Here is a 25336-nt window from a genome sequence, read left to right on the forward strand (position 1 = left end):
CGTCAGTCGCGCGGCCCGACCAGCGCCGCGACCGCGTACCCGAGCTCGTCCTGGACCACCTCGAAGTCCCAGCCCGGGAACTCGCGCTCGGCGACGACCTCGACGTCCTGATCGCCCGGCTCGCGCCGCCACGTGTCGAGCACGACGGCGTCCGGCACGGGGTTCCCCTCGTTGCCGATCCAGTGCACGTCGGTCGTGGGGACGAGGTGCGCGAGCAGGAAGATGTCGCCGACGACGAGCGGCTCGTCGCCGTGGCGGGGCGTGACCGCGCCGGCGGCCGCGACGGCCGCGTGCGCCGCGTCGATGCGCATGCTCGGCTCCGGCGGCCCGTCCCCGAACGTGGTGACGAGCGGGAGCGTCGGCCACACCGCGAGCGTGCTCGCCACCGAGGCCCCCACCGCGACCGACCGGGCGAGGTCGGGCCACTGCGGCCGGCGGACGACGTCGATCAGCGCCGCCGCCACCACCGGCATGAGGATCGCCGAGTAGTGCCACTCCCAGCCCCAGTAGTACTCGACGTTGCCGACGAACCGCCACGCGAGGGTGGGAAGCAGCAGCCACGCCAGCGGCGAGCGGACGCCGACGATCCCCGCGGCGAGCACGAGGAGGACGAGCGTGACGACCTTGACCGGCGGCCACAGGATCGTCACCGCCGTCGCGAACCAGTCGGAGTGCTCCTCGCCGATGCGCCCGACGTAGTCGTACTCGCCGCCGGGGTTGAGCAGGGGAAGGATGACGACGACGGCGAGCACCACCCATACGACGCCCCAGATCGTCAGCACGGCGCCGATCCGGCCGTCGCGGGTGTCGAGTGCCGTGGTCGTGCGGGTGACGAAGGAGCGGGCGCGCTCCCGCAGGCCGGGCGGCGACGAGGTGGGTGGTTCGGCCGGCGCGCCGGGCCGTGGGTCGGACAGGGCGGCGTGCCGAGCAGGGGGTTCGTCGTCGTGCGCCCCGCTCGTCCCGGCGGAGGGCGGCGCCGCCCGCCACACCAGCACGAGGCCGAGCGCGGCGACCGTCAGGCCGAGGTCCTCCTTGACGAGCACGAGCGGCGCGGCCCACAGCGCCGTGGCGAGCGCGCGGCCGCGGAGGAACGCGGCGAGCGACATCGCGACCAGCGGGACGGCGAACGCGATCTCGTGGAACTGCGCGAGCACGGCGCCCTGCAGCCCCCACGAGAACGCGTACCCGACGCCGAGGACCGTGCCCACCGCGCGCCCCAGCATCTGCCGGGCGACCGACGTGATCGGCACCGCCGAGACCGCGAGCAGCACCGCCTGCGTGACGAGCAGCGTCCACCCCGACGGGTGCAGCCGGTAGAGCGGCCCGAGGAGGACGAGCAGGGGGTGGAAGTGGTCGCCGAGCAGGTTGAACCCGTGCCCCTTGATGTCGACGACCGGCGGACCGCCCTCGCTGTACGCGCGCGCGAGCTGGGTGAAGATCCCGAGGTCCCACGACGGCGTCGCGACGTCCCGCCACGCGGGCCATGCGAGGGCGACGTACGCGAGCGCGGCCGCGGCCGCCACGAGCCACGGCACGAGGTGGTCGTCCCAGCGGCGCGGCGATGACCCGACGGGCCGGCCGCGCTGCGCCCGACCCGTCACACGAGGTTCTTCCGCCGCAGGTAGGTCAGGGCGCCCCAGCCGATCGGGACGCGGCCCCACATCGTCAGCAGCCGGTAGAGCAGCGCGACGGACAGCGCCGTGGCAGGCGGGATCCCCGCCACGGTGAGGCCGCCGGTGAGCGCCGCCTCGACCGGCCCGATGCCGCCCGGGGAGGGGATGAGGGCGCCGACCGAGTTCGAGACGAGGTAGGTGAGCGCGAGCGTCGTCAGCGGGAGCGACTCGCCGTACGCCGCGAGGCAGAATCCGAACGTCGCCACGTAGAACGCGGTGAGCAGGAGGTTGCCGGACACGCCGACGATCAGCCGCTGCGGGCTCGAGACGAGCCACATGATGCGCGGCCCGATCTGCTTGATCGTGGGCGCCGTCTTCGACCACACCCAGCGCCGCACCGGCGGCACCGCGAGCGCGACCGCCACGACCACGATCACCGCTCCGGCGCCCCACAGCACCGAGCCGCTCGGCAGGCTGAGCGTCCCCACCGAGCCGGTCGTCAGCCCGACGAGGACGAGCAGGAGGATCGTTGCCACGAACTGGAAGACCTGCACGAGCGCGACCGAGGCGACCGCGAGCGGCGTCGGCACCTTGTGCTTGGCGAGAAACCGCATGTTGACCGCGGCCGGACCGATGCCCGCCGGCGCCACGAGCGCGACGATCGCCCCCGCCGACTGCGCGAGGACGGTCTGCCCGAACGGCAGCCGGTTCGGCGAGAACGCCATGAGGGACATCGCCGCGCCGATGTAGGTGGCCAGGCCGAGCACGTAGGCGATCGCCATGAGGGTGGGGTCGGCCGACGTCAGGGTCGTCCAGACCTCCTGGAAGTTGAGCGAGGTGATGAGGACGTACACGACGACGAGGAGCAGCGTCGTCATGACGACCCGCGAGACCGAGAACCGGGCGAGCTGGATCGGGGGGACGTCCGCCGTCGGGACGAGGGCCACGAGCGTGTCCCGCAGGGAGCCGAGCAGCTGGGGGCTGCGCCGGAGCTCCTGCCGCGTGGAGACCGGGAGGGCGACCCGCTGGAGGACGGGCGCGACGGCGGCCATCTGCTCGCGGGTGAGCGCGCGGCCGGCGGACGCGAGCGCCCGCTCGGGACCGGCGACGACGCCGAGCAGCGCGAGGGTCTGCGCGAGGTCCATCCGGCGGGAGAGCTCGGTGGAGGCGACCTCGCCCGCCTCCCAGCCGACGAGCCACACCGCGCCGGAGCCGTCGACGAGCACGTTCTCGGTGGTGAGGTCGCGGTGCGTGAGGCCGGCGGCGTGGGCGCGTCGGAGCTGGCGCCAGACGTCGTCGAGGACGTCGTCCTGGAGGTCCTCGGCGGGAACCTCGTCGATCGGGGCGATCTCGTCGACGTGGTCCTCGACGACGAGGACCGAGTTCCGCGCCGTCGTCACCGACGAGATCGCCGGCGTGCGCACCCCGGCGGCCGTCGCGGCGAGCGACATGAGCGACGTGCGACCGGCGGCGTCCTTGAGCGAGGTGACCGGGCGGCGGTCGATGCCGCGCAACCGGATGGCCTCCCAGATCGAGGACAGCAGGCCGACGACCTGCCGGTCGCCGTCGAGCAGACGGAGGTCGTGCCGCGCGCCGGCGGTGTCCCACACGGCGTACTGGCGGCCGGGCGCGGAGTCGCCGCGGCGCGCGGGGTGGGCCTCGGAGCCCACGCGCTCGAGCAGCGCGGGCACGTCGGTCACGGGGTCCGGGCGGATCGTGTCGGTCCCCGCGGCGTCGACGGCCGCCATGAGGGACTCGGCGCTCGGCGGCTCCTCGGCGTCGAGCATGCCGGCGGTGGTGGCTGAGGCGTCCTCGTCCGCGCGTCCGGTCCGTGCCGTGCGTCCGGTGTCGGCGCCGACGCGTCCCGGGGCGGCGGGCTCGATGTAGCCGAGCGGCGCCTCGGTGGTCACCGTGTAGGCCGCGACGGCGGAGCGGCTCGGCCGGTCCATGCGGATGACCGAGACGGCGTCGATGCCCGCCCGGCGCAGGCCGCGCACGAGCGAGGTGCCGTCCGCGCGCTCGTGCGTGACCCCGTCGACGTACCGCACGGTGTAGCCCGCGATCGCGCCGAGCAGGACGGCGATGATGGCGCCCGGCAGGGTCTGCGCTCCCTGGATGATCTCGAGTGCGAGCACCACCCACAGCAGGTTCCACGACCACCGCGCGACCCGGTTCGTGGTCGCCGGACCCACCGCCGTGAGCACGCCGGCGAGCCCCGCGATGAAGGGGGAGAGGACCACCGTGGCGCGGCCGACGCTCGTGATCGTCAGCGACGTGAACAGCTCGGAGCCCGTGAGCGCGTCGAGCAGCTCGAGCGAGCCGAGCGCGAGGCCGACGCCGAGCGCGCCGGCGACGAGGCCCTGGAGGGCGGACCGCCATCGTCGCCGCCAGGCGCGCTCGGCGAGCACTGCGATCGGGACGAAGAATGTCAGCAGGCCGCCGAGCGCCGTGACGGGCAGCTGGAAGAGCTGCCGGAAGAACCCGGTGACGGCGTCCTGCACGTCCTCGGTCACCGCCAGTGTGGTGCCGCGCGCGTAGACCGCGAGGACGAGGACGAGGGCGAGGCCCAGGACCGCGGTGAAAAGGCGGAGCAGGTCGACCGGGCGCCGTACACGGCTCTCGAGCGCGTCGACGAGGAGGACCTCACGGCGCGGTGCGCGGGCGGTCGGCGGCGGCACCGGCGTGCGGAGGTAGACGGGGCGGCCGCTGACCGGGTCGATCTGTGGGCCGTCGCCGTCCTCGTCCGGCGTGACCGCCGTGATCGCCGTGCGGTCACGGGTCTCGTCCGCGGCTCCGGGGAGGGGGACGGGCGCCGCGGCCTGCGTGTGGTGCGCGGCGTCGTCGTCCGGGGTGTCAGGGGTGTCGGGGGTGGTGGTCCCGGCGGGGGATGCCGGACGGCCCGTCGCCTCGGGCACGCTCGTGCCCGGCTCCTCGGCCGGTCCGGTCATGCGGGGAGTCTAGGACCGACCCGCCGCGCCCGCCGGGACCTCCTGATCAGCGGCGACCGCGATCCCGGCCACCCCCGGGGACGTCCCCGGGTCCGTCGAACGGCTCGTCGGCCTGCTGCTCGTCGCCGAGCCGCCGGGACAGGACGGCCTGGGCGGCCCGGGCCATGTCGTCGACGTCGCCCTGGTCGGGGCCCGGCCGGCGCGTGGACGGGTCGGGGCGCGGTCCGCGGCGACCCGTCTCCATGCCCGGCAGGATCTGCGCGAGCAGGAGCGTGGAGAGCGCGGAGGTGTCGGTCGAGGCGCCGTCCGTGCGGACGAGGACCGGGCGCGGGGCCTGCGAGGTGAGCTCGGAGCCGACCTCGAGCCGGCGCCGGGCGAGCTCGTAGCCGAGCACCGCGCGGTTGTCCCGGTAGGACGTGGCGAGCTGCTCCTGCGCGCGGGCCTCACCCTGGGCGGCCACGAGGTTCGTCCGCCCCTTCGTCTCGATCTCCCACTTGATCTTCTGGGCCTCGGTCTCCTGCTCCTCGAGCATCTGGGCCACGTTCTTGCGGGCCTCGTTGAGGGAGGCGTTGACCTCGACGATCTTCGCGTCGCGCACCTTCTTCGACCGCTCGATGTCCATGAGGAGCGTGTCGATGCGGCGCTTGCGGGTGAGGTCCCACTCCTTCTCGTACGCCTGGAGCTCCTTGGCCACCCGCTCGCGGGTCGCGATGTGCTGCTGGTACTGCTCGGGCAGCTGCACGTCCGGGATGTTGCAGCCCATGATCTGCACGCCGTAGCGGGCGAGCTGGCGGTTGAGCAGGGCCTGCATGTCGGCGACGTCGGATCCGCGCAGGTCGTGCGCCCGCTCCGTGCGCACGAGCCGCGAGCGCTGGCGGATCGCGTCCTGGACCGCGTTGGACAGGACGAGGTCGAAGTTGCCGGCGCCGATCGTGCGGACGAACTGGATCGCGTCGTGGATGCGGAACTTGAGGAAGAACTCGATCGAGCGCAGCGGGACGGACTCGGCCGTGGGGCAGGCGAGGACGGGTGCCGTGTAGGGGATCTCCGTGCTGACGTCGACCACGTAGTCCACGCGCGTCCACGGGTGCCACAGGTAGTGGCGGCCCGGGCTCAGCGGGGCGGCCGTGATCGCGCCGAAGCGCGAGCGGACGCCGACGGTGCCCTCCTCGATCTCGATGATCGACGAGCGCCACCACCACACGACCGACAGCGCGATGACGAGCGCCCCGACGATCCACAGCCACATCGCGCGGCCGCCGTGGCCGTCGATCGCGGTGAGTACCCCGCCGACGACGAGCCACAGCCCGATGCCCGCGAGGAACAGCCAGCGCAGCCCGCGCTGGTCCTTGGGGATGACGACGGGGACGAGCGCCCCGCGGTCGCCGCCGCGCAGCAGCTGGGCGACGTCGCTCCACGACGCGAGCGACTCCTTGATCGACGACATCGACCGGGCGACGGGTGCCTCAGACATCGCGGTTCTCCTCGGTTGTGTCGGTGGCCGGGTGGTCGGTGGCGGCCTGGTCGGTGCCGGCCGTGTCGGGCGGGCTGCCCGGGCCGGTGGCGGCCGCGTCGTCGGTGGCGCTCGCGCCGCCCCCGCTGCGCACGCGCGCCGCGAGGGCGGCGGCGTCGGAGGCGAACGCGGAGGTCGTGCGGTCCGCGGTGTCGGAGCTGTCGGGGCCGGTGCTGCCGGTGGAGTACTCCTCGGCGGTCCGTTCCGTGCCTGCCGGGTACGGCGGGAGGTCGCCGCCGAAGTCGGGGGCCGGATCGCGCGGTGCGTCGGCGTCGGACCCGGCGGGTGTCACAGGAGCGGCGTGCGCACCACGACGGCGCCGCTCGTCGTCGTCGGGTCTCCCCTCCGCGCCCGGCTCGTCGATCTCCTGCGCGACCGAGCGGCGGATCTCCTCGAGGCGGTCGGCGCCGGGGAGCTCGTCCTCGTCGGACGGGGCGACGATCGCCACCTCGGTCTCCTCCGGCGGCTCGAGCAGCTCGGCGATGCGGTCCTGCCGCTCGGCCACGCGGGACTCGATCGCGGCGGCACGCTCGCGGATCTGGGCGAGCTCGTCCTCGGAGAACAGCTCGAGGTCGCTGCCGCCCACGAGCTCGGAGGCGATCTTGAGGAAGTCGACGCCGCCGCCGTGCTCGCCCACCTGGACGATCTGCGGCAGGGACTCGGCCACCTGCTCGAGGCGGTCGAGGAGGTCCTGCTGGTAACGGAAGGAGAGGATCTCCGGGGCGTTCGCGGCCGAGAGGGCGCGGATATCGAGCGCCTGGGCCTCGAGGAGGGCGGCGTTCGCGTGGGCCGTCGACTCGGACTCGACGAAGCGCTGGCGGGCCATGGCATCCGCGCGGTTCGTCTCGCGCTCGAGGGCGGTGTCCATCTGTGCCTGGTACTTGGCGATGTCCGCCTGGATCGAGCTCAGCGTCTCCCGCAGCGAGGCGAGGTCCTTGTTGAGGTCACCCTCGTTCTGCTCCTTCTTCAGCTGGAGCTCGTACTCGTAGGTGTAGGCCTCCTTCGCCACGCGGATCATCTCCGGCGCGCCGAGGTCCGCCCGGTACTCCGCGCTCGAGGGCTCGGCGTGCGTGATGTTCGCGTGCGTGAGCTCGACCGCGGGGCGGAACTGCTCGTTGAGCTGGTCAAGGAGGATCTGCGTGGACTCACCGACCAGGTCGTAGATGTCCGCCGCCTCCTGCTCGTAGATGAGCGAGCGCGTGGTCTCGGAGATCGCGTTGTTCAGCTTGTCCTGGAAGCCCTGGACGGCGCCGAGCACGAAGATGAACTCGCGCGGGTCGTTGATCCGGAACTGGAGGAAGAGGTCGACCGAGGCCTGAACCCCGGAGCGCGTGGGCGCCTGGTGGATCGGCGCGTTGAAGGGATACTCGCGCGTGGTGTTGACGATGTAGGAGACGCGGCGCCACGGGTTGAGCAGCGTGACGAGCCCGGGCCCGACCACGCGCTCGACCTTCCCGAACCGGGAGATGAGCGCCTGGCAGCCGTCCGGGACCATGACCATCCCCGCGCGCCACCACAGGAACAGCGCGAGCGCGAGCAGCAGCACCCAGTAGTGGATGCCGAACAGCGTGGTCGCGAGTCCGCCGGTCAGTCCGCCGTCGCCGGCGATGCGGGTGACGTCGACGACGTTCGTCGCCGCGAGGAGCCAGTACCCGACCGCGCCGACGATCGCGAGCACGACGACGGGGACGAGCGCCCGCACGCGACCGCCGCTCGGCATGACCATCGGCGTGATGACGTGGACCGGGCCCGACGGGCCGTTCTCGTACTCGGACCGGTTGAGCGTCTGCCCGGCGTCGTTGAGCGAGGACCGCTTCGACGTGATCCGCGTGCCGACGCCGCCCGTGGTCTTCGCCGTGCTGAACGCGTCGATGTCGACGCTGAACGAGTCGGAGCCGCCGCCACCGAGTGCGGTCGCTGCCTCCTCGACGCTCTGCAGGCCCTGCTGGGCCTTCTGCGCGAGGCCGCGGGCTCGCCCGACCCAGCCGCTGTCCTGTGACATGGGGTACCTCTCCTGGGGAACCTGGACCGGGGGTGGGCCCCGGCGGGTTCAGTGTCCCAGGAGAGTGCGGCGCGGGTCACGGTCCGGGCGGGGAGATCGGCCCGGGTGCATCGCCGTGCGTCCGGAGTGTCGACGTCGTCCGACGGCGTCGCTCGCCCCGGGTGCATCGCCGTGCATCCGGAGTGTCGACGTCGTCCGACGGCGTCGCTCGCCCCGGGCGCGCACGCGCGCCTCAGTCGGTGGTGCCGGCGGTGAGGTGCTCCTGCCACCAGTCCGGGATGTTCTCCGGCGCGCGCGGGTGGCGCTCGAGCTCGAGGCGGTAGTCGGTCTCGGCAGGCTTCGTGCGCCAGGTCGGCTGGATGTCGTGGTCCGTGGCGAGCTTGACCGATCCGGCGGGCTCGACCGTGATGACCGCCGTCAGCCACGCGCCCTTGCCGCCGTTGTCCGCCGAGTCCACGCGGAGCTTGGCGACCGCCTGCGCGACCTCCTTGGTCAGGCCTGTCAGGGTGACCTCGGTGCCGTCGGCGGTCGTGGCGCCGGAGCGGATCTCGCCGCGCGTGCCGAGCATGACGGCGACGAGGCGGGCACGCTTCCAGTCCGCGGGGACCACGTCGACCATGCCGCGCACGATCGTCTGCAGCTCGGCGCGGTGCTTGACGGCGGGGTGGGAGTCGTCGGCGCCCTCGGGCGTGCCGAGCGAGACCTGCGTGTTCGCGCCGGCGACCGAGTGCGGGGCGGGCGTGACCGAGGTTCCCGACCGGCGCTCGCGCTGGTACTCCTCGCCCTTGGCCAGCTGCTCCTCGGTGGCCCACTGCTTGGGGATGCGCTGCGCGTAGACGACGTCGCTCAGCTCGTCCCACTCGACGGTCTTCTCGTAGACCCCGGCGTCGAGCTTGTCCATCTTGTGCCGCTCGTTGACGTTGGCGTCGCGGGCGATGGAGAAGATCCGGGCGCGGCGGGTGCCCTGCGGGTCGACCTGGTCGTCGACCACGCGGACCGGCACGCCGTTCCAGCGGGCGGTGCAGTGCATGGAGAACAGCTCGTCGACCTCGGAGCGGACGACCTGCTTGGCCCACGTCCCGGCCTCGGTCATCGTGAAGCCCTGCTCCTCGGCGTCCTTGCTCGGCGAGACGAGGGTGATGAGGGAGGGCTTGTTGTCGTCGTCGAGACGGACGTCCGCGGCCCAGGCGGTGCCGTCGACCCGCGCGACGTAGCCGACGAGCTTGGACGGCACGGCGGTGGCGAAGAGGTCGCCGGCCGCGTGGTTCTGCCAGCCGTACGCGGGGCCGTGGTAGGTCCCCAGGTGCTCCGGCTCGGCCTGGCCGGGCAGGAAGCGCCAGAGGCGGGCGCCCACGGTGAGGCGGTCGTGCTCGATCCACGCGAGCGGGGCGCGGACGTCGCCGACCTGGCTGAACCCGGAGCCGTCGAAGGGCTCGCGCTCGAGGAAGTTGCCGCGGACCTTGGCGCGCTCGGCCTCGGTGCGGCCGCCGGTCGCCGGGACCATCTGCCAGGTCGGGGACAGCGGGACGTGGAGGACGTCGATCGGCTGGTCCGGCGAGAAGGGCGAGCCCGTGAAGCCCAGAGCGTGCAGGCGGAACAGGTCCTCGGTGTTTCCGAGGGTGGCGACCTCGGCCGCCGGGACGACGAAGCCGGAGACCCGGTCGAGGCCCTTCTCGAGGTAGACCTTCGCCATCGCGGGGGTGACGGCCTTCTGCAGGACGAGCTGGGACATGGGGGCCTTCCGGGTCGGGATCCTGGTGGCAACGGTACGTGAGTCGGCGGGGGCCGGTGGGTGGTGCTCGGGCGGTTCGGTAGTGCTTCAGGAATTGCTGATATCAGTCAACACTGATATAAATGGCGCGTGGACGCCTTCGCCCTTCTCGCCGACCCGGTCCGACGCCGGATCGTCGAGGTGCTCGCCGACGGCGAGAGTGCGGCCGGCGAGGTCGGGGCGCTCGTCCAGGGCGAGTTCGGGATCGGCCAGCCGGCCGTGTCCAACCAGCTGCGCGTGCTTCGGGAGGCGGGGGCCGTCGAGGTCGAGGCCCGCGGCTCCCGCCGCATCTACCGGCTCGCCGACGGGGCGTTCGACGAGGTCGACGCCTGGGCCGAGCGGTACGCGCGCCTGTGGCCCCAGCGCCTCGACGCCCTCGAGACCGAGCTCGCCCGCGGGAGGCGTGACTCGCGGGACGCCGACCGGCAGAGCGCCGACCGGCAGAGCGCCGACCGGCAGAGCACCGACCGGCAGGGCGCCGGCCGGCGGGACGCCGACCGGCAGAGCGCCGGCCGCACGTCCGGCACGCCCCGCCGACCGACCATCCATCGGAACGCACGCACCGACAAGGAGACCGACCGTGGACCAGAGCATCGTCCGGGCGCTGACCGGACCGCGTGACCAGCCCGTCCTCACCTTCGCCCGCACCTACCGCGCCGGAGCCGCCGACCTGCGCGACGCCTGCACGGACATCGGCCGCCTCGCGCGCTGGTTCGGCACGGTCACCGGCGACCCGGCCCGCGTGGGCGACGCCTTCGAGGCCGCCCTGTCCGAGGACCCGGACGACCGCGCGACCGGCCGCGTGCTCAGGTGCACGGACGACGAGGTCGCGGTGGAGTGGGCCTGGCAGGGCGAGGCCACGAGCGTGATCTCCGCGCGCTTCCGGGAGGTCGACGCCGACCGCGCCGAGCTCACCCTGCGCCACGAGCTCGCCGAGCCCGGCCACGCCGTGGGCTACGGCGGCGGGTGGGAGCAGGTCCTCCAGGCGCTCGCCCGCGCGCTCGGCGCCGTGGAGGAAGGTGCTGCTGGTGCGGTGAGCGCGAGCGACGACGAGATCGAGGCCGCCGCGGTGAAGGTCTGGCGCACGATCACGCGAGCGCCGCTCGAGCTGGGACGCGCTGTCGACGCCGACCCGGCGCGCGTGTGGACCGCCCTCGCCACAGCCGACGGCCTGCGCAGCTGGTGGTGGAACCACTGGGACGACGTCACTGTCGAGGCGGACGTGCGGGTGGGCGGCGCCTACCGGATCGAGGCCCCCGGCGCGGGGATCGTGCTCGACGGGCGCTACCTCGACGTCGAACCCCCGGCCGCCGGCAGGCCCGGGCGCCTCGCGATGACGTGGCGGTGGGCCGACGCCGACGGCACGAGCGCCGACGAGGCCGTGGAGATCCGGGTCGAGCACGGCAGTGGGGAAGCGGCCGGCAGCGCCGAGGCAGCGGTGGTGCCCGACGGGCCCACCGACGGGACCGATGCGCGGGGCGGCGGGCCGGGCGGGTCGTTCGTCGTCGTGCGGCACTCGGGACCGTGGGCCGACGACGCGCCCGCGTCGAGCTACCGGCAGGGCTGGGCGTTCACCCTCGGCGCGCTCGCCGCGGCTGTCTGATCGGCGCGGCGGTGGGGACTACCGTGTCCGGATGCGCCTGGGAGTCCTCGACGTCGGATCCAACACCGTGCACCTCGTGGTGCTCGACGCCGTGCGCGACGCGCGTCCCGACCCGGAGTCCTCGGACCGGTCGACGGTGCGGCTCATGCAGTACCTCACCGACGACGGCACGATCGACGACGACGGCGTCAAGGCGCTGAAGAAGGCCGTCAAGCGGGCCCGGAAGGCCGCCGAGAAGTTCGGGTGCGAGGAGCTCGTCGGCATGGCGACGTCCGCCATCCGCGAGGCGCGCAACGGTCCCGAGGTGCTGGCCAAGCTCGAGAAGGCGGCCGGCGTGCCGTTGCGGGTGCTCAGCGGCGACCAGGAGGCGGAACTGACGTTCCTCGCGGCGCGGCGGTGGCACGGCTGGGCGTCGGGCCGGCTGCTCGTGCTCGACATCGGCGGCGGCTCCCTCGAGGTCGCGCTCGGCATCGACGAGTCCCCCGAGTACCGGGTCTCGCTGCCGCTCGGCGCCGGCCGGCTCACGCGGCACTTCCTCAAGACGGACCCGCCGGAGAAGAACCAGATGACCACCCTCCAGCGGCGCGTGGACAAGCTGCTCGCGCCGGTCGCGGAGGACCTCGCCGAGCTGCCCGCCCCTGACCACGTGGTCGTCACCTCGAAGACGTTCCGCTCGCTCGCGCGGCTCGCCGGGCACTCGCAGGCGGTGATCGGGCCCGAGGAGAGGCGCCGGATGGCCCTGCGCGACCTCCAGGACTGGGTGCCGAGGCTGGCCCGCATCCCCGCCGAGCAGCGGATGGAGCTGCCCGGGATCACGCCCGAGCGCACGCACCAGATCGTGGCCGGGGCCGTCGTGGCGGAGTCGGCGATGCGGCACCTGGGCGTGGACCGGGTCGAGGTGTGCCCGTGGGCCCTGCGCGAGGGTGCGATTCTGCGGCGCATCGACCACATGTCCGGGCCGGAGAACGGGGACAACCTCGCTCCCGTCGGTGGCGGCGCCTCGGCCGGGGGGCCGCCCGGGGGCGCGCTGCGGTCCTCGTTCGTCTGAGCAGGGGTTCGGAGGCGCGGCGAGAGACCGGCGTCCGTGGCGCCCGGCCGGTGGTGTCGCGCTCGGCGACGAGTGCTGCGCCTGGCGGCGGACGTGCGCTGCCCCCGGGGGCGAGGGATCAGTCGTCGCGGAGCGGCTCGTCGGCGCCGCGGCCCTGGCGGAGCAGTCCCCAGAACTCCGGCAGCGCGCCGGCGGGCTCGTGCGCCACGACCTCGAAGCCGAAGCGCTCGTACATCGCCACGTTGCGGGCCGTGTTCGTCTCGAGCCAGACCGGCGCGCCCGTGCGGTCCGCGCGAGCGAGCCCGTGGCGCAGCAGTGCGCCGGCGTGGCCCTTGCCCTGGTCCTCCGGCGCCACCGCGAGGAACGCGAGGTACCACGCGGCCGATCCCGGGTCGTGCCGACGGTGCGCGACCTCGGCCTGGCGCTCGGCGGCGGCGAGCCGGCGCACGTCGCCCGGACGGAGCCGGAGCAGCGCGCCGAGCGCGCCGCCCCTGAGCTGGTCGACCATCCGCGGCGCCCGGCCCGGTGCGTACCAGACCGCGATCGATCCGCCGCCGGCCGTGTCGGCCACGCCGTGCGCGAGCCCGGTCCGCACGCTCGCCGTGGCCCACGCGGGCAGGCGCCGGTGACGACGCTCCCGGTCCGGGACGGCCCACGTGAACAGGGGATCGTCGTCGAAGGCGTCGGCGATGACCGCGCCGAGCCGTTCGACGTCGGACCCCGTGACGGGGACGACCTCGGGTGTGCTCACGACGCGGGGTCGGCGGTGTCGGTGGCTCCCTGTCCGTCGACCGTGCCCTCGCCCGCGGCCCCGCGCGCCCGGCGCTTGCGGACGTGGCTGACGACGAACCACACGAGCAGGATGAGGACGGCCGCGATGACCGCGTACTGCAGCCAGCCGGTGTACTGCTCGACCACGTCCCAGTTCTCGCCGAGGTAGTAGCCGGCGAGGATGAGCACGGTGTTCCACACGAGCGAGCCGACGGTGGTGAGCAGGCCGAACATGAGGAGCGGCATCCGCGTGATGCCGGCGGGGATCGAGATGAGCGAGCGGAAGATCGGCAGGCACCGGCCGAGCAGCACCGTCCAGTGGCCGTGCTTGTCGAACCAGTCCTCGGTCTTCGTCACGTCCTCGACGTCGACGAGCGGCAGCCAGTTCATGATCGCCCGCGTCCGGTCGCGGCCCAGGAGCGCGCCGACGCCGTACAGCGCGTAGGCGCCGACCACCGAGCCGGCGGTGCACCAGATGATGACCTCGACCAGCCCGAACGTCTGACCCTGCGAGGCGGTGAACCCGGCGAGCGGGAGGATGATCTCCGACGGGATCGGCGGGAACAGGTTCTCGATGGCCACGAGCAGAGCCGCCCCGAAGGCGCCGAGGCTCTCCATCATCGACACGGCCCAGCCGGCGATGCCGGTGAGGTCGTCGGTCCCGCCTGCGGACGCGGCGAGCGGTGCGGCGGGGCCGAGTGCCGTGGGGGTCGCGTGGGCGAGGGCTGGGGTCGTCACCGCTCCAACCTATGGCGCATGGGGTGTGCGCGTGCGGCGGCGTGCCCGTGAGATGGCCGACGGAGGTCAGTCGTTGTCCGCATTCCCTCCTACCGTCGCCGCGACATGAGGACCTCACCGACGACGAGGAGTGCACCATGAACCGCCCGAGCACCGTTCCCGACGGCTACCACACCGTCACGCCCTGGATAATCGGCCAGGACACCGCCGGCCTCATCGACTTCCTCGTCGAAGCCTTCGACGCGACCGAGCTGGGCCGGACGACGACCGACGACGGCGGGATCGCCCACGCCGAGGTCCGGATCGGTGACTCGGTGGTGCTGATGTTCGACCAGCCTGACTGGCCGCCGACCCCAGGATTCCTCCGGCTCTACGTGAGCGACATCGAGCAGGTCCACGACCGCGCGCTCGCCGCCGGAGCACTGTCGGTGACCCGACCGACCCAGCTGTTCTGGGGCGATATGGCGGCACGCGTGCGTGACCCGTTCGGCAACCTGTACTGGTTGATGGAACGGATCGAGGAGGTCGACGAGGACGAGATGGCACGCCGGGCCGCCGACCCGGAGTTCGTCGCGAACATGGAGTACGTGCAGGGCGCGCTCGTCCATCCCGGCCAGGGCCAGTCGGACTGAGTTCGCGAGGGGCGCCCGGGGGAACTGAGCGCGGTCAGCCCTCGGCGTCCTCGAACCGGGTCAGTGCAACCGTGTGCGGCACCGTCAGTCGGCCGAACGCTTCGACCCGGCGAGCGGATTGATCACGGCGAGTCCGTCAAAACGATGAAAGTCGGCGTCGTTGGACGCGACGGTCGCGCCTTCGAGCGTCGCGTGCGCGGCGATCTGGGCGTCGGTGGTGAGGTTCCCGCCCGCGCCGGACCCGGCGAGCAGGTCGAGACTCTCCTCGACGTGGCGACGGTCCGAGCTGAGGAGTCGGACGTGGGGCTGGTCGAGCCACGACCGGACGACCGCGCTCGCCGCCGGGACGCGCATCGGGCGCTCCGCCAGGCGCGACGACGTCGCGAGGCGGACGAACCCCATCGCCACGACGGGCGCGATGCCCACCATCTCGTCGCCCGACAGGACGTTCTCCCACCAGCCCCGCGCCTCGGCGTGGCGATCGAACCCGTCGATGTGCGCGTAGAGCAGCAGGTTGAGGTCGGGGACGATCACCGGGCGGGCTCCGGGGAGTGCGCGTCATCGGTGTCGATCTCGTCGACGAGCTGATTGAGCCGCCCGGCGTCGATGCCGGTGCGGATCGCGGAATGGTGGACGTCCACCGTGTAGGGCCGGGCCACTGGCGTCGGAGCGAGGGCGGCGCGCAGCGCGTCGTTGACGACCTCCTTCATCGAGCGCCGGTCACGGTGCACGGCCTCGTCGACGAGGCGGGCGACGTCGTCGTCGAGAGTGAGCGTGGTGCGCATGTGCTCATCATGACTGCATGTGGATCATGCATCAAGATGCACACTCGCCATAAGCGGCTGCGCCGTGCACACGCGGCGGTCGACCGCCTCAGCCCTCGTCGTCGACCGTGCGCGCGAGCTGCGCGGACAGGCCCGTGTACGTGGCCGGCGTGAGGTCCGCGAGGCGCGCCTCGACGTCGGCGGGCAGGCCGAGCGACCCGATGAACTTGCGCATCGCGGGGCCGTCGACCTTCCGGCCCCGCGTGAGCTCCTTGAGCCGCTCGTAGGGGTCCTCCATGCCGGTCGCACCGGCGATCGACGCTGCGCGCATCGCCTGCTGGACCGCCTCGCCGAGGACCTCCCACGCGCCGTCGAGGTCGCGGGCCATCGCCTCGGCGTCGACGTCGAGACCCGCGAGCCCGCGACGAACGTTGTCGATGGCGAGCAGCGAGTGGCCGAGCGCCGTGCCGATGTTGCGCTGCGTCGTCGAGTCCGTGAGGTCGCGCTGCAGGCGCGAGGTGACGAGCGTCGAGGCGAGGGTGTCGAGCAGGGCGCAGCTGATCTCGAGGTTGGCCTCGGCGTTCTCGAACCGGATCGGGTTGACCTTGTGCGGCATCGTCGACGAGCCCGTCGAGCCCTGCGCGGACAGGCGCTGCGTGAAGTATCCGAGCGAGATGTACGTCCACACGTCGGTGGCGAGGTTGTGCAGGATCCGGTTGAACCGGGCGACGTCGGAGTAGAGCTCCGCCTGCCAGTCGTGCGCCTCGATCTGCGTGGTCAACGGGTTGAACGACAGGCCGAGCCCGGTGACGAAGCGCTCCGCGACCGCCGCCCAGTCCGTGTCCGGGACCGCGACGCTGTGCGCGCCGTAGGTCCCCGTCGCGCCGTTGATCTTGCCGCGGTACTCGGTCGAGGCGACCCGGTCGAGCTGGCGGCGCAGGCGCGCGACCGTCACGGCCAGCTCCTTGCCGAGCGTCACCGGCGTGGCCGTCTGCCCGTGCGTGCGGGCGAGCATGGGGACGTCGGCCTGGGCGAGCGCCATCTCGGCGAGCTGGTCGGTCACCGCGGTCGCGGCGGGCAGCCACACGTCGACGATCGCGGCGCGCACCGTCAGCGCGTAGGACAGGTTGTTGACGTCCTCCGACGTGCAGAAGATGTGGACGATCTCGTGCGCGCCCGGCAGCGAGGTCTCCGCGCCGAGGGCGTCGGCCGCCTCGTCGAGCCGGCGCTTGAGCAGGTACTCCACGGCCTTGACGTCGTGCCGCGTCTCGGCCTCGATGGCGGCGTGCTCCGCGATCTCGTCGGCGCCGAAGGAGTCCACGAGGCCGCGCAGGTAGGCGCGCTCGGCGTCGGTGAGCGCGGGGGCGCCGGGCAGGGCGCCGGTGTCGCACAGGTGGACGAGCCACTCGACCTCGACGTGCAGGCGGGCCCGGTTGAGCGCGGCCTCGCTCAGGTGGTCGACGAGCGGCGCGACGACCGACCGGTACCTCCCGTCGAGCGCCCCGAGGGCGATGGGCGGGGTGATCGTCGAGAGGTCGGTGCGCGCCGTCATGGGGCGATTCTCCCTCAGGCCGGGGCGCGCTTGTCCACGAGTCGGGAGACCGCGTCGGCCATGTGCTCGAGCATGAGGGCCTTCGTCCGGGCGGCGTCACCGGAGCGGATCGCCTCGCGCAGGGTCTCGTGCTCGCTCGCCTGCGTGCGCAGGTCCGCGTACGTCGTGACGAGCTCGCCGAGGCACATGCGGGTCTCGACGAGCAGCGTGCGCATCGCGCGGATGAGCCGCGGGCTCCCGGAGCACTCGACGAGGACCTCGTGGAACTCCTGGTCGGCGTCGGACACCGCGGAGGCGTCGCCCCGCTCGGCGGCCGCGCGCATCGCCGCCACGCTCGGGCCCAGTGCCCGGTACGTCTCCTCGCGGCCGGAGGCGACGGGGGTCTCGTCGTCGGGCGCGGGGGTGTCGGCGCCGGAGGCGGCGGGGCGGGTGTCGGACGCCGGGGTCTCGTCGTCGAGGATGAGCTCGACCGCCCCGCGCTCGATGACCGACCGGGTGCGGTAGACGTCGAGGACGTCGTCCAGCGTGAGCTCGGTGACGAAGACGCCGCGGTTGCGCACGGCGTGGAGGATCCCCTCGGACACGAGCCGCTGGAGGGCCTCGCGGACCGGGCCGCGCGAGACCTCGAACCGCGTGGCGAGCTCCGCCTCGCCGAGCTGCTCGCCGGGCGCGAGCTCGCCGCGCATGATCGCGGCGCGCAGCTCCTCGGCGAGGTAGTCGACCGTGGACGGCGGTCGGGACGGGCGCAGGTCAGTCAGCGGCACGGGGCCTCCGTTCGTCGAGCAGGGCACCGAGCGACGGGCCGGTGCCCGGGTGGCCGGCCAGGCGCAGCCCCAGCCAGATTGTCACCTGGTTGGCCGTGAGCACCGGCTTGCCCAGGCGGGACTCGAGCCGCGGGAGGACCTCCAGGGTCCGCATCGCGGTGTCGGGGACGAGGAGCGCCTCGGCCCCCGGGTGGTCGTGGGCGGCGGCGAGGTCCTCGACCGCGTCGGCCGCCAGGGTGCCCACCTCGGCGGCGGTGGCGATCCCGGCGTGCGCGGCCGCGACGACCTCGATCCCCGCGTCGCGCAGGTAGGCGGTGAACAGGTCGGCGACGTCGGCCGGGTAGGTGGCCGCCACCGCCACCCGCCGGATCCCCAGGTCCCGCAGGGCGGCGACGAAGGCGAGGGACGTGCTCGACGTCGGAACCCCCGTGACGGCGGCCAGCTCGTCGACCTGCCGCTGGGCGCCGGCCCGCCCGCGCACGAAGCTCCCCGACGTGCACGCCCACATCACCGATGCGGGCCGGTGCGGGGCGAGCGCGGCGGCGCCGGTGGCGAGGAGGTCGGGGCGGCCGAGGTCGAGCAGCTCGGGGACGGCGTGGAGGTCGGTGCCGTGGACGTGGGCCACGGGGAACGAGGCGCCGAGCAGCTCGGCCGCGCGCGGGTACTCGTCCTCGGCGGCGTGGCCCGGGTAGATGATCCCGACGGTCGGTGACCCGTGTGGTGTCGATGGGGCGCTCATGCCGGGACCTCGCTGCCCGGCGCTGTCCGGCCTGTCGCGCCGGTGCTCCCCGCCCCGCCGCCCGCCGTCGCAAGGCCTGACGCGACCTCGCCGGCCGGCGCCTCCTCGCCCGATACCTCGTCGTCGAACACGCCGCGCAGCCACCGGCCCGGCCCCGTCATCTGCAGGCCCATCCGGCCCAGGCACGCCCACATCGTCAGCTGGTTCGCCGTGAGCACGGGCTTGCCGAGTCGCTCCTCGAGCGGGTCGACGATGTCGTAGGTCGGCAGGTTGGTGCAGGCCACGACGACGGCGTCCGCGTCGTCGTGGTCCGCCCCCGTGATCCGCTCGGCGACCGTGCGGTAGTTGACCTTCCAGATGCCGCCGCCGAGCCCCAGGTGGTCGGAGCGCACCACCGCGACGCCCAGCTCGCCGAGGAAGTCGTGCAGCCGGTCGGTGAGCGCGGCGTCGTACGGGGTGAGGACCGAGACCCGGCGGAGGTCGAGCGCGCGGACGGCGGTGGCGAGCGCGCCGGAGGTGGTGACGGCGTCGGGCGCCCCGGCCTCGAGGACGGCCGCGCGCAGCCGGGCCTCGTGGGCGAGCCCGTGGATGAAGCTGCCGGACATGCACAGGTAGGCGACGACCTCCGGCTCGACGCCGAGGACGTCCCGGGTGGCCGCGCGCAGGTGCCGCTCCTCGGACACGAGCTCGGCCATCTCGAGGCTGACGGGGACCGGCTCGTAGGGCGTGCGGGCCAGGTGGAGGCTGACCTCGAGCGGCACCCACCGCCACAGCTCGCGCTCGAGGGCGAGGTCGAACGGCGCGATGACGCCGATGCCGCGCTGGGCGAGCGGACCCTCGATGTCGGGCAGCTCCGCCATCGTGCCTCGCTCTCGCACCGACGCAGATCGTCAGATTGTTGACAACAATAGGTGGCGTTCCTAGGTTGTCAACGTGCCCACCCGCCCCGTCGTCGCCGTCCTGCACGACGGCGATCCGCCGTCGCAGGACGCCCTCGCCCCGGTCCTCGAGCGCGCCGAGGTGCGCATGGCCGACGAGGCCGGCCTGGCCGCCGCCCTCGACGGCGCCGAGGTGATGTACGCCTACCACTTCCTCAGCCGCGTCATGCCCGAGGTGTGGCACGCGGCCGGGTCGCTGCGGTGGCTGCACGTGGCCGCCGCCGGGGTGGACGCCCTGCTCACGCCCGAGGTGGCGGCGAGCGACGTGGTCGTCACCAACTCCCGCGGCATCTTCGACGCGTCGATCGCCGAGTACGTCCTCGGCCAGGTCCTCGCCTTCGCCAAGGACCTCCCCGGCTCGGTGCGCCGCCAGGACGCCCACACCTGGGAGCACCGCGAGAGCGACATGGTCGCCGGCAGCCGCGCACTGGTCATCGGCACCGGGCCCATCGGCCGGTCGATCGCGCGACTCCTGCGCGCCGCCGGCGTCGAGGTCTCCGGCTCCGGCCGCCGCGCGCGCACCGGCGATCCCGACCTCGGGGACGTCACCGACGCCGACGGGCTGCCCGCCGCCCTCGCCGCCGCCGACTGGGTCGTCCTCGCCGCACCGCTGACTCCGGCCACCCGCGGGATGATCGATGCCGCGGCCCTGTCCTCCATGCGACCCACCGCACGGCTCATCAACGTGGGGCGCGGCGAGCTCGTCCGCACCGACGACCTGGTGACAGCCCTGCGGGAGGGGACGATCGCCGGGGCCGCGCTCGACGTCGTCGACCCCGAGCCCCTGCCCGCCGGGCACCCCCTGTGGGACCTGCCCGGGGCGATCATCACCCCGCACAACAGCGGGGACTTCCGCGGCTGGCGCGACGCGCTGACCCACCTGTTCGCGGACAACTTCCTCCGGTGGACGGCGGGCGAGCCGCTGCCGGGCGTGGTCGACAAGTCCCGGGGGTACGTGCCCGGCGAGGGGAGCTGACGTGGAACCCACCGAGATGACGGCGGCGGAGCTCGTGACGGCCTACGGGTCCGGCGAGCTCTCCCCCGTCGAGGCCACGCGCGCCGTGCTCGCCCGGATCGAGGAGCGCGACGGCGAGCTGAACGCCTTCAGCCTCGTCGACGCCGACGCCGCCCTCGAGCAGGCCGCCGCCTCCGAGGAGCGCTGGCGCTCCGGGCACACCCAGGGCCTGCTCGACGGCGTGCCCGTCTCGATCAAGGACATCTTCCTCACCGCCGGCTGGCCCACCCTGCGCGGCTCGCGCGCGGTGGACCCGGACCGCGAGTGGACCGTCGACGCGCCGGCCGTCAAGCGGGTTCGGGCCGACGGCATGGTGCTCGTGGGCCAGACGACCTCCCCGGAGATCGCGTGGAAGGCCGTGACGGACAGCCCCCTGCGCGGCATCACGCGCAACCCCGTGGACCCCCGCACGACGGCGGGCGGCTCCTCGGGCGGTGCGGCCGCCGCGGTCGCCGCCGGCATGGGCCCGTGCTCGCTCGGGACGGACGGCGGCGGATCGGTCCGCATCCCCGCCTCGTTCTGCGGCGTCGTGGCCCTCAAGCCCACCCACGGGCGGGTGCCGATGTACCCGGCCAGCCCGTTCGCGCCCCTCGCGCACGCCGGGCCGATCACGCGCACGGTCGAGGACACGGCGCTGCTCATGGACATCCTGTCGCTGCCCGACCACCGGGACCCCACCTCCCTCGCCCCGCCCGTGCGCACCTTCCGCGGCGAGCTCGACCGCGACGTGGCAGGGCTCCACGTGGCGTACTCGCGCGACCTGGGCTTCGCCGACGTGGACCCCGAGGTCGCGCGGGTCGTCGACGAGGCCGTGGCGGCGCTCGGCCGCGCCGGCCTGCACGTGACCGCCGCCGACCCCGGGTTCCCCGACCCGATCGACGCGTTCGAGGACCTGTGGGCCGCCGGCGCCGCGACCCTCCTGCGGACGATGCCCGGCGCCCGCGAGACGGTCGACCCCGGGCTGGGAAAGGTGTGGGACCACGGCGAGACCCTCAGCGCCGTCCAGCTCCTCCAGGCGCGAGGCGTCGCCGCCGCCGTCGGCATCGCCATGGGCGAGTTCCACGAGACGCACAACCTCCTGCTCACCCCGACGATGCCGATCGCCGCGTTCGAGGCCGGCCACGACGTGCCGCCGGGCAGCGGGCTGACCAGCTGGCCGCAGTGGACCCCGTTCACCTACCCGTTCAACATGACCGGGCAGCCGGCGCTGAGCGTGCCCGCGGGTGAGACCGCGGCCGGGCTGCCCGTCGGCCTGCAGATCGTGGGGCCGCGCCACTCCGACGACCTCGTGCTCGCCGCGGGGCGGTTCGTCGAGCGGGTGCTCGGGAAGTAGCGGCGGTGCTCCGGCAGTAGCGGGGCGCCGGTGTGCGCGCCGGCGCCCCGGGGCGCCGGCGCGTCGGGGTGTGCGTCGTCGTCGGCTCGTGCACGGGTGTTCGGGACGTGGCGGCGCCTATGACCGCGCGAACGACAGGCGCTCGCCGACGAACCCGTGCCGCCACAGGTCGTTGCACGCGGCCGCCATCTCCTCCAGCCCCTCGACGACGGTGGCGAAGACGTTGCCCGGCACCCACCCGACGTCGCCGTTGAGCAGCAGGTTGTTGCGGTCGTAGAAGAGCGCGAGGTCGGTGGCGCCGAGCTCGGCGTGGGCGGCCGAGCCCGGCTCGTACCCGTAGGCGGGGTTACCGATCTCCCAGGGTTCGAAGTCGAACAGGCACACGTCCCCCGGGATCGGGGTGACGGTCGGGTTCTCGCGGCGCGGGGCGGCGGCGATCCGCGGCAGCAGGGCGTAGACCTCGTTGCGCGCGAACTTGGCGTGGAAGGCGTCGCCGGTCAGTGGCAGCGCGTCCCACACGGCGGCGCACGTGGCGGGTGCGTCGTCGTCGAGGAGCCGTGCCCGGCACGCGACCCCGCGCGACTCGAGCGTGATGGTGACGTGCCGGGCCACGGTGTCAGACCTCCGCGAGGACCTCGGCCCAGATGCCGAGCGCCTCGTCCACCTGTGCCTCGGTGACGACGAGCGGCGGGATCATCCGGACCACGTTCATGTGGGCGCCGCAGGTGAGCATGAGCAGCCCCTTGGTCGCGGCCAGCTTCTGCGCGGCGGCCGCCTTCGCGGTGTCGGGCCCGCCGTCGGCCGTGACGAACTCCGAGCCGACGAGCAGGCCGAGCCCGCGCACGTCCCCGACCGCGTCCGTCGCGGCCGCGCGCACGCCGTCCAGCAGCTGCGTCCCGCGCTCGGCGGCGTTGGCCACGAGCCCCTCGTCCTGGATGACGTCGAGTGTCGCGACCGCCGCCGCGCACGCCACCGCGTTCCCGCCGTACGTGCCGCCCTGCGAGCCCGGCCACGCCTTCGACATCAGCTCGGTCGACGCCGCGATGCCCGAGAGCGGGAAGCCGGAGGCGAGGCCCTTGGCGATCGTCATGACGTCCGGGCGCACGTCGAAGTGCTCGTGCCCGAAGAACCTGCCCGTGCGGCCGAAGCCGGTCTGGATCTCGTCGAGCACGAGGAGGATGCCGTGCTCGTCCGCCCGCTCGCGCAGCCCCTGGAAGAACCGCGTGTTCCCGGGGATGTACCCGCCCTCGCCGAGCACGGGCTCGACGACGAACGCCGCCGTCTCGCGGGGCGACGTGACGGTCGCGAACAGGTAGTCGAGCTCCCGCAGCGCGAAGTCGGTCGCCTCCTCCTCGGTCCACCCCCACCGGTAGGCGGTGGGGAACGGGGCGATGTGCACGCCGGCCATGAGCGGGCTGAAACCGGCGGAGAACCGGGTGCCCGAGGTCGTCATCGACGCCGCCGCGACCGTCCGCCCGTGGAAGCCTCCGTGGAACACGACGACGTTCGGCCGCCCCGTGGCCTGCCGCGCGAGGCGGAGCGAGGCCTCGACGGCCTCGCTGCCGGAGTTCGCGAAGAACAGGGAGTCGAGGCCCTCGGGCAGGACCTCGCCGAGCCGCTCGGTCAGCTCGAGCAGGGGGCGGTGCATGACGGTCGTGTACTGGCCGTGGATGAGCGAGCCCACCTGCTCCTGCGCCGCGGCGACGACGCGCGGGTGGCAGTGCCCCGTGCTCGTCACGCCGATGCCGGCGGTGAAGTCGAGGTAGCGGCGGCCGTCGGAGTCGAACAGCTCGCTCCCGCGGCCGTGGTCGACGACGACCGGGGTCGCCTGGCGCAGGTGCGGTGACAGCGTCGTCATGGAGGACCTCCGTCGAATTATTGTCGGATTGTCGACAATACTTCTATGCTGGGTCGACGGCAAGGAGCGCGCGGGAGCAGACTCGACGGGCGCGCCGGCTGGCGCGGTGCCCGATCGCGGGTGGCGCACCGGGCGGCACGTCGTTCGTCGTCGGGCCGGCATGCGCGGCTCGCTCGCCAGGTCGTCCGCACCATCCACCCAGGAGCACGGGAGGCACCAGTGACCACCCACGACGAGGCCGCGGCCATCGCGTCCGTCCCCACCGGACTGTTCATCGGAGGCGAGTGGCGCGAGACCGCCCGCACGATGCCGGTCGACGACCCCTCCACCGGGAAGGTGCTCTGCGAGGTGGCCGACGCGAGCCCGGAGGAGGCGATGGCCGCCCTCGACGCCGCCGCCGACGCGCAGGCCGCCTGGGCCGCGACGCCGCCCCGCGAGCGCAGCGAGATCCTCTCCCGCGCCTACGCGCTGCTCATCGAGCAGACCGACCGGCTCGCCCTGGTGATGACCCTCGAGATGGGCAAGCCGCTCGCCGAGGCCCGCGGCGAGATCGCCTACGCGGCGGAGTTCCTGCGCTGGTTCGCCGAGGAGGCCGTCCGCATCGACGGCGGCTACATGACCTCACCCAACGGGCAGGCGCGGTTCCTCGTCAGCCGCCAGCCGGTGGGGCCGAGCATCCTCATCACGCCGTGGAACTTCCCGATGGCCATGGGCACCCGCAAGATCGCCCCCGCCATCGCCGCCGGGTGCACGAGCATCATCAAGCCTGCCGCGCAGACGCCGCTGTCCACGCTCGCGCTCGTCGAGATCCTCGTGGAGGCCGGGCTGCCCGCCGGCGTCGTCAACGTCGTCACCACGAGCGCCTCCGACGACGTGATGACGCCGCTCATCCTCGACCCCCGCTCGCGCAAGCTCTCCTTCACCGGGTCGACCCCGGTGGGCAAGCACCTGCTCGGCCTCGCCGCGCAGACCGTCATGCGCACGTCGATGGAGCTCGGCGGCAACGCGCCGTTCCTCGTGTTCGAGGATGCGGACCTCGACGCCGCCGTCGAGGGCGCGATGGCCGCCAAGATGCGCAACATCGGCCAGGCCTGCACCGCGGCCAACCGGTTCTACGTCCACCGCTCGGTCGCCGAGGAGTTCTCGCGGCGGCTCGCCGAGCGGATGGCGGCGCTGCCGATGGGGCGGGGCGTGGACGAGGGTGTCGTCGTCGGGCCGCTCGTGGACCAGCGGGCCGTCGACAAGGTCGGCACCCTCGTCGATGACGCCGTGCGCCGCGGCGCCACCGTCCGCACCGGCGGCGAGCCGGACGGGCGCGAGGGCTACTTCTACCCCGCGACCGTGCTCACGGGCGTGCCGGCCGACGCCGAGATGGGGAGCACCGAGATCTTCGGTCCGGTCGCGGCGATCACCGAGTTCGACACCGAGGCCGAGGCGGTGGCGCTCGCCAACGACACGCCCTTCGGCCTCGTCTCCTACGCCTACACGCGTGACCTCGACCGGGGGCTGCGGGTGAGCGACGCCCTCGAGGCCGGGATGGTCGGGATCAACCAGGGTGTGGTCTCCAACCCCGCGGCGCCGTTCGGCGGGATCAAGGAGTCCGGGCTCGGCCGCGAGGGCGGGCTCGTCGGGATCGACGAGTTCCTCGAGACCAAGTACACCGGGATTCCGGTCACGCGGTAGGTCGGTGCGCCGCGCCCCTCGTGAGGGGCGCGGCGCGGGCCGCGGGCACGA

Annotated in this window: 20 protein-coding genes and 2 pseudogenes; 7 read left to right on the forward strand and 15 right to left on the reverse strand. The window is 73.7% G+C overall.

All coding sequences use genetic code 11. The features are described 5' to 3' along the window. Positions 1–2: 2 nt before the first annotated feature. The 5 genes from ACZLMO_RS06620 to ACZLMO_RS06640 all read right to left on the reverse strand — a co-directional run bounded on the left by ACZLMO_RS06620 (position 3) and on the right by ACZLMO_RS06640 (position 9808). The gene (locus ACZLMO_RS06620; protein ID WP_463653253.1) at positions 3–1601 is read right to left on the reverse strand and encodes a DUF2079 domain-containing protein; all 1599 of its coding nucleotides are present in this window, start codon (positions 1599–1601) and stop codon (positions 3–5) included. After that, positions 1598–4561, reverse strand: coding sequence for a lysylphosphatidylglycerol synthase domain-containing protein (locus ACZLMO_RS06625; RefSeq protein ID WP_463653254.1), 2964 nt, complete (start codon positions 4559–4561; stop codon positions 1598–1600). Before ACZLMO_RS06625 ends, ACZLMO_RS06620 begins: the two co-directional genes overlap by 4 nt. Before the next feature lie 46 nt (positions 4562–4607). Next, positions 4608–6035, reverse strand: a complete 1428-nt coding sequence (locus ACZLMO_RS06630) for an SPFH domain-containing protein (RefSeq protein WP_425713874.1) — start codon at positions 6033–6035, stop codon at positions 4608–4610. Then, positions 6028–8076 (reverse strand): SPFH domain-containing protein, encoded by a 2049-nt coding sequence (locus ACZLMO_RS06635; protein ID WP_425713873.1) that lies wholly within the window; start codon positions 8074–8076, stop codon positions 6028–6030. The genes ACZLMO_RS06630 and ACZLMO_RS06635 overlap by 8 nt, the downstream gene beginning before the upstream one ends. Positions 8077–8308: 232 nt before the next feature. Continuing rightward, positions 8309–9808 carry a hypothetical protein gene (locus ACZLMO_RS06640; protein WP_463653255.1) on the reverse strand — a complete coding sequence of 500 codons (1500 nt, stop codon included), beginning with the start codon at positions 9806–9808 and terminating at the stop codon, positions 8309–8311. 129 nt (positions 9809–9937) lie between these two features. On the opposite strand from ACZLMO_RS06640, the pseudogene ACZLMO_RS06645 reads away from it, so the two are divergent. The 3 genes and pseudogenes from ACZLMO_RS06645 to ACZLMO_RS06655 all read left to right on the forward strand — a co-directional run. Next, positions 9938–10324: pseudogene (locus ACZLMO_RS06645) on the forward strand (ArsR/SmtB family transcription factor); the annotation flags it as partial. Between the two features lie 103 nt (positions 10325–10427). Then, on the forward strand, positions 10428–11450 hold the full coding sequence (locus ACZLMO_RS06650) for an SRPBCC domain-containing protein (RefSeq protein WP_463653256.1): 1023 nt from the start codon (positions 10428–10430) through the stop codon (positions 11448–11450). 31 nt (positions 11451–11481) lie between these two features. After that, positions 11482–12498, forward strand: a complete 1017-nt coding sequence (locus ACZLMO_RS06655) for a Ppx/GppA family phosphatase (protein ID WP_463653257.1) — start codon at positions 11482–11484, stop codon at positions 12496–12498. Between the two features lie 118 nt (positions 12499–12616). Here the strand turns inward: ACZLMO_RS06655 and ACZLMO_RS06660 are convergent, their stop codons facing one another. Together ACZLMO_RS06660 and ACZLMO_RS06665 are read right to left on the reverse strand one after the other, a co-directional pair. Next, positions 12617–13249 (reverse strand): GNAT family N-acetyltransferase, encoded by a 633-nt coding sequence (locus ACZLMO_RS06660; RefSeq protein ID WP_463653258.1) that lies wholly within the window; start codon positions 13247–13249, stop codon positions 12617–12619. Next, positions 13246–14007, reverse strand: a complete 762-nt coding sequence (locus ACZLMO_RS06665) for a DedA family protein (protein WP_463653259.1) — start codon at positions 14005–14007, stop codon at positions 13246–13248. The genes ACZLMO_RS06660 and ACZLMO_RS06665 overlap by 4 nt, the downstream gene beginning before the upstream one ends. A 137-nt stretch (positions 14008–14144) precedes the next feature. On the opposite strand from ACZLMO_RS06665, the gene ACZLMO_RS06670 reads away from it, so the two are divergent. Continuing rightward, positions 14145–14639 (forward strand): VOC family protein, encoded by a 495-nt coding sequence (locus ACZLMO_RS06670; RefSeq protein ID WP_463653260.1) that lies wholly within the window; start codon positions 14145–14147, stop codon positions 14637–14639. Between the two features lie 84 nt (positions 14640–14723). Here the strand turns inward: ACZLMO_RS06670 and ACZLMO_RS06675 are convergent, their stop codons facing one another. The 6 genes and pseudogenes from ACZLMO_RS06675 to ACZLMO_RS06700 all read right to left on the reverse strand — a co-directional run. Continuing rightward, positions 14724–15173 carry a TA system VapC family ribonuclease toxin gene (locus ACZLMO_RS06675; RefSeq protein WP_463653261.1) on the reverse strand — a complete coding sequence of 150 codons (450 nt, stop codon included), beginning with the start codon at positions 15171–15173 and terminating at the stop codon, positions 14724–14726. Then, entirely contained in the window at positions 15170–15424 is a 255-nt protein-coding gene (locus ACZLMO_RS06680) for a ribbon-helix-helix domain-containing protein (RefSeq protein WP_463653262.1), read from the reverse strand. The genes ACZLMO_RS06675 and ACZLMO_RS06680 overlap by 4 nt, the downstream gene beginning before the upstream one ends. Before the next feature lie 88 nt (positions 15425–15512). Next, entirely contained in the window at positions 15513–16955 is a 1443-nt protein-coding gene (purB, locus tag ACZLMO_RS06685; RefSeq protein WP_463653263.1) for an adenylosuccinate lyase, read from the reverse strand. 14 nt (positions 16956–16969) lie between these two features. Continuing rightward, the gene (locus tag ACZLMO_RS06690) at positions 16970–17719 is read right to left on the reverse strand and encodes a GntR family transcriptional regulator (protein ID WP_463653264.1); all 750 of its coding nucleotides are present in this window, start codon (positions 17717–17719) and stop codon (positions 16970–16972) included. Next, complete coding sequence (locus ACZLMO_RS06695) at positions 17706–18458, reverse strand: maleate cis-trans isomerase family protein (protein ID WP_463653265.1); 753 nt, start codon at positions 18456–18458, stop codon at positions 17706–17708. Before ACZLMO_RS06695 ends, ACZLMO_RS06690 begins: the two co-directional genes overlap by 14 nt. A gap of 128 nt (positions 18459–18586) precedes the next feature. Continuing rightward, positions 18587–19318 (reverse strand): annotated as a pseudogene (locus tag ACZLMO_RS06700) (maleate cis-trans isomerase family protein); the annotation flags it as partial. 73 nt (positions 19319–19391) lie between these two features. Here ACZLMO_RS06700 and ACZLMO_RS06705 point away from each other — a divergent pair. Both ACZLMO_RS06705 and ACZLMO_RS06710 read left to right on the forward strand, forming a co-directional pair. Continuing rightward, entirely contained in the window at positions 19392–20372 is a 981-nt protein-coding gene (locus tag ACZLMO_RS06705; RefSeq protein WP_463653266.1) for a D-2-hydroxyacid dehydrogenase, read from the forward strand. A 16-nt stretch (positions 20373–20388) separates the two neighbouring features. Continuing rightward, positions 20389–21744, forward strand: coding sequence for an amidase (locus ACZLMO_RS06710; protein WP_463653324.1), 1356 nt, complete (start codon positions 20389–20391; stop codon positions 21742–21744). A gap of 117 nt (positions 21745–21861) precedes the next feature. On the opposite strand, the gene ACZLMO_RS06715 is transcribed toward ACZLMO_RS06710, so the two are convergent. Both ACZLMO_RS06715 and ACZLMO_RS06720 read right to left on the reverse strand, forming a co-directional pair. Continuing rightward, entirely contained in the window at positions 21862–22356 is a 495-nt protein-coding gene (locus ACZLMO_RS06715) for a DUF3830 family protein (RefSeq protein ID WP_463653267.1), read from the reverse strand. 4 nt (positions 22357–22360) lie between these two features. Next, positions 22361–23602 carry an aspartate aminotransferase family protein gene (locus ACZLMO_RS06720; RefSeq protein ID WP_425713856.1) on the reverse strand — a complete coding sequence of 414 codons (1242 nt, stop codon included), beginning with the start codon at positions 23600–23602 and terminating at the stop codon, positions 22361–22363. A gap of 219 nt (positions 23603–23821) precedes the next feature. On the opposite strand from ACZLMO_RS06720, the gene ACZLMO_RS06725 reads away from it, so the two are divergent. Beyond that, a complete protein-coding gene (locus ACZLMO_RS06725) occupies positions 23822–25285 on the forward strand; it encodes an NAD-dependent succinate-semialdehyde dehydrogenase (protein ID WP_463653268.1) in 1464 nt (487 codons plus the stop codon). Positions 25286–25336 lie beyond the last annotated feature (51 nt).

The sequence above is a fragment of the Georgenia sp. G2120 genome, from assembly GCF_055326485.1.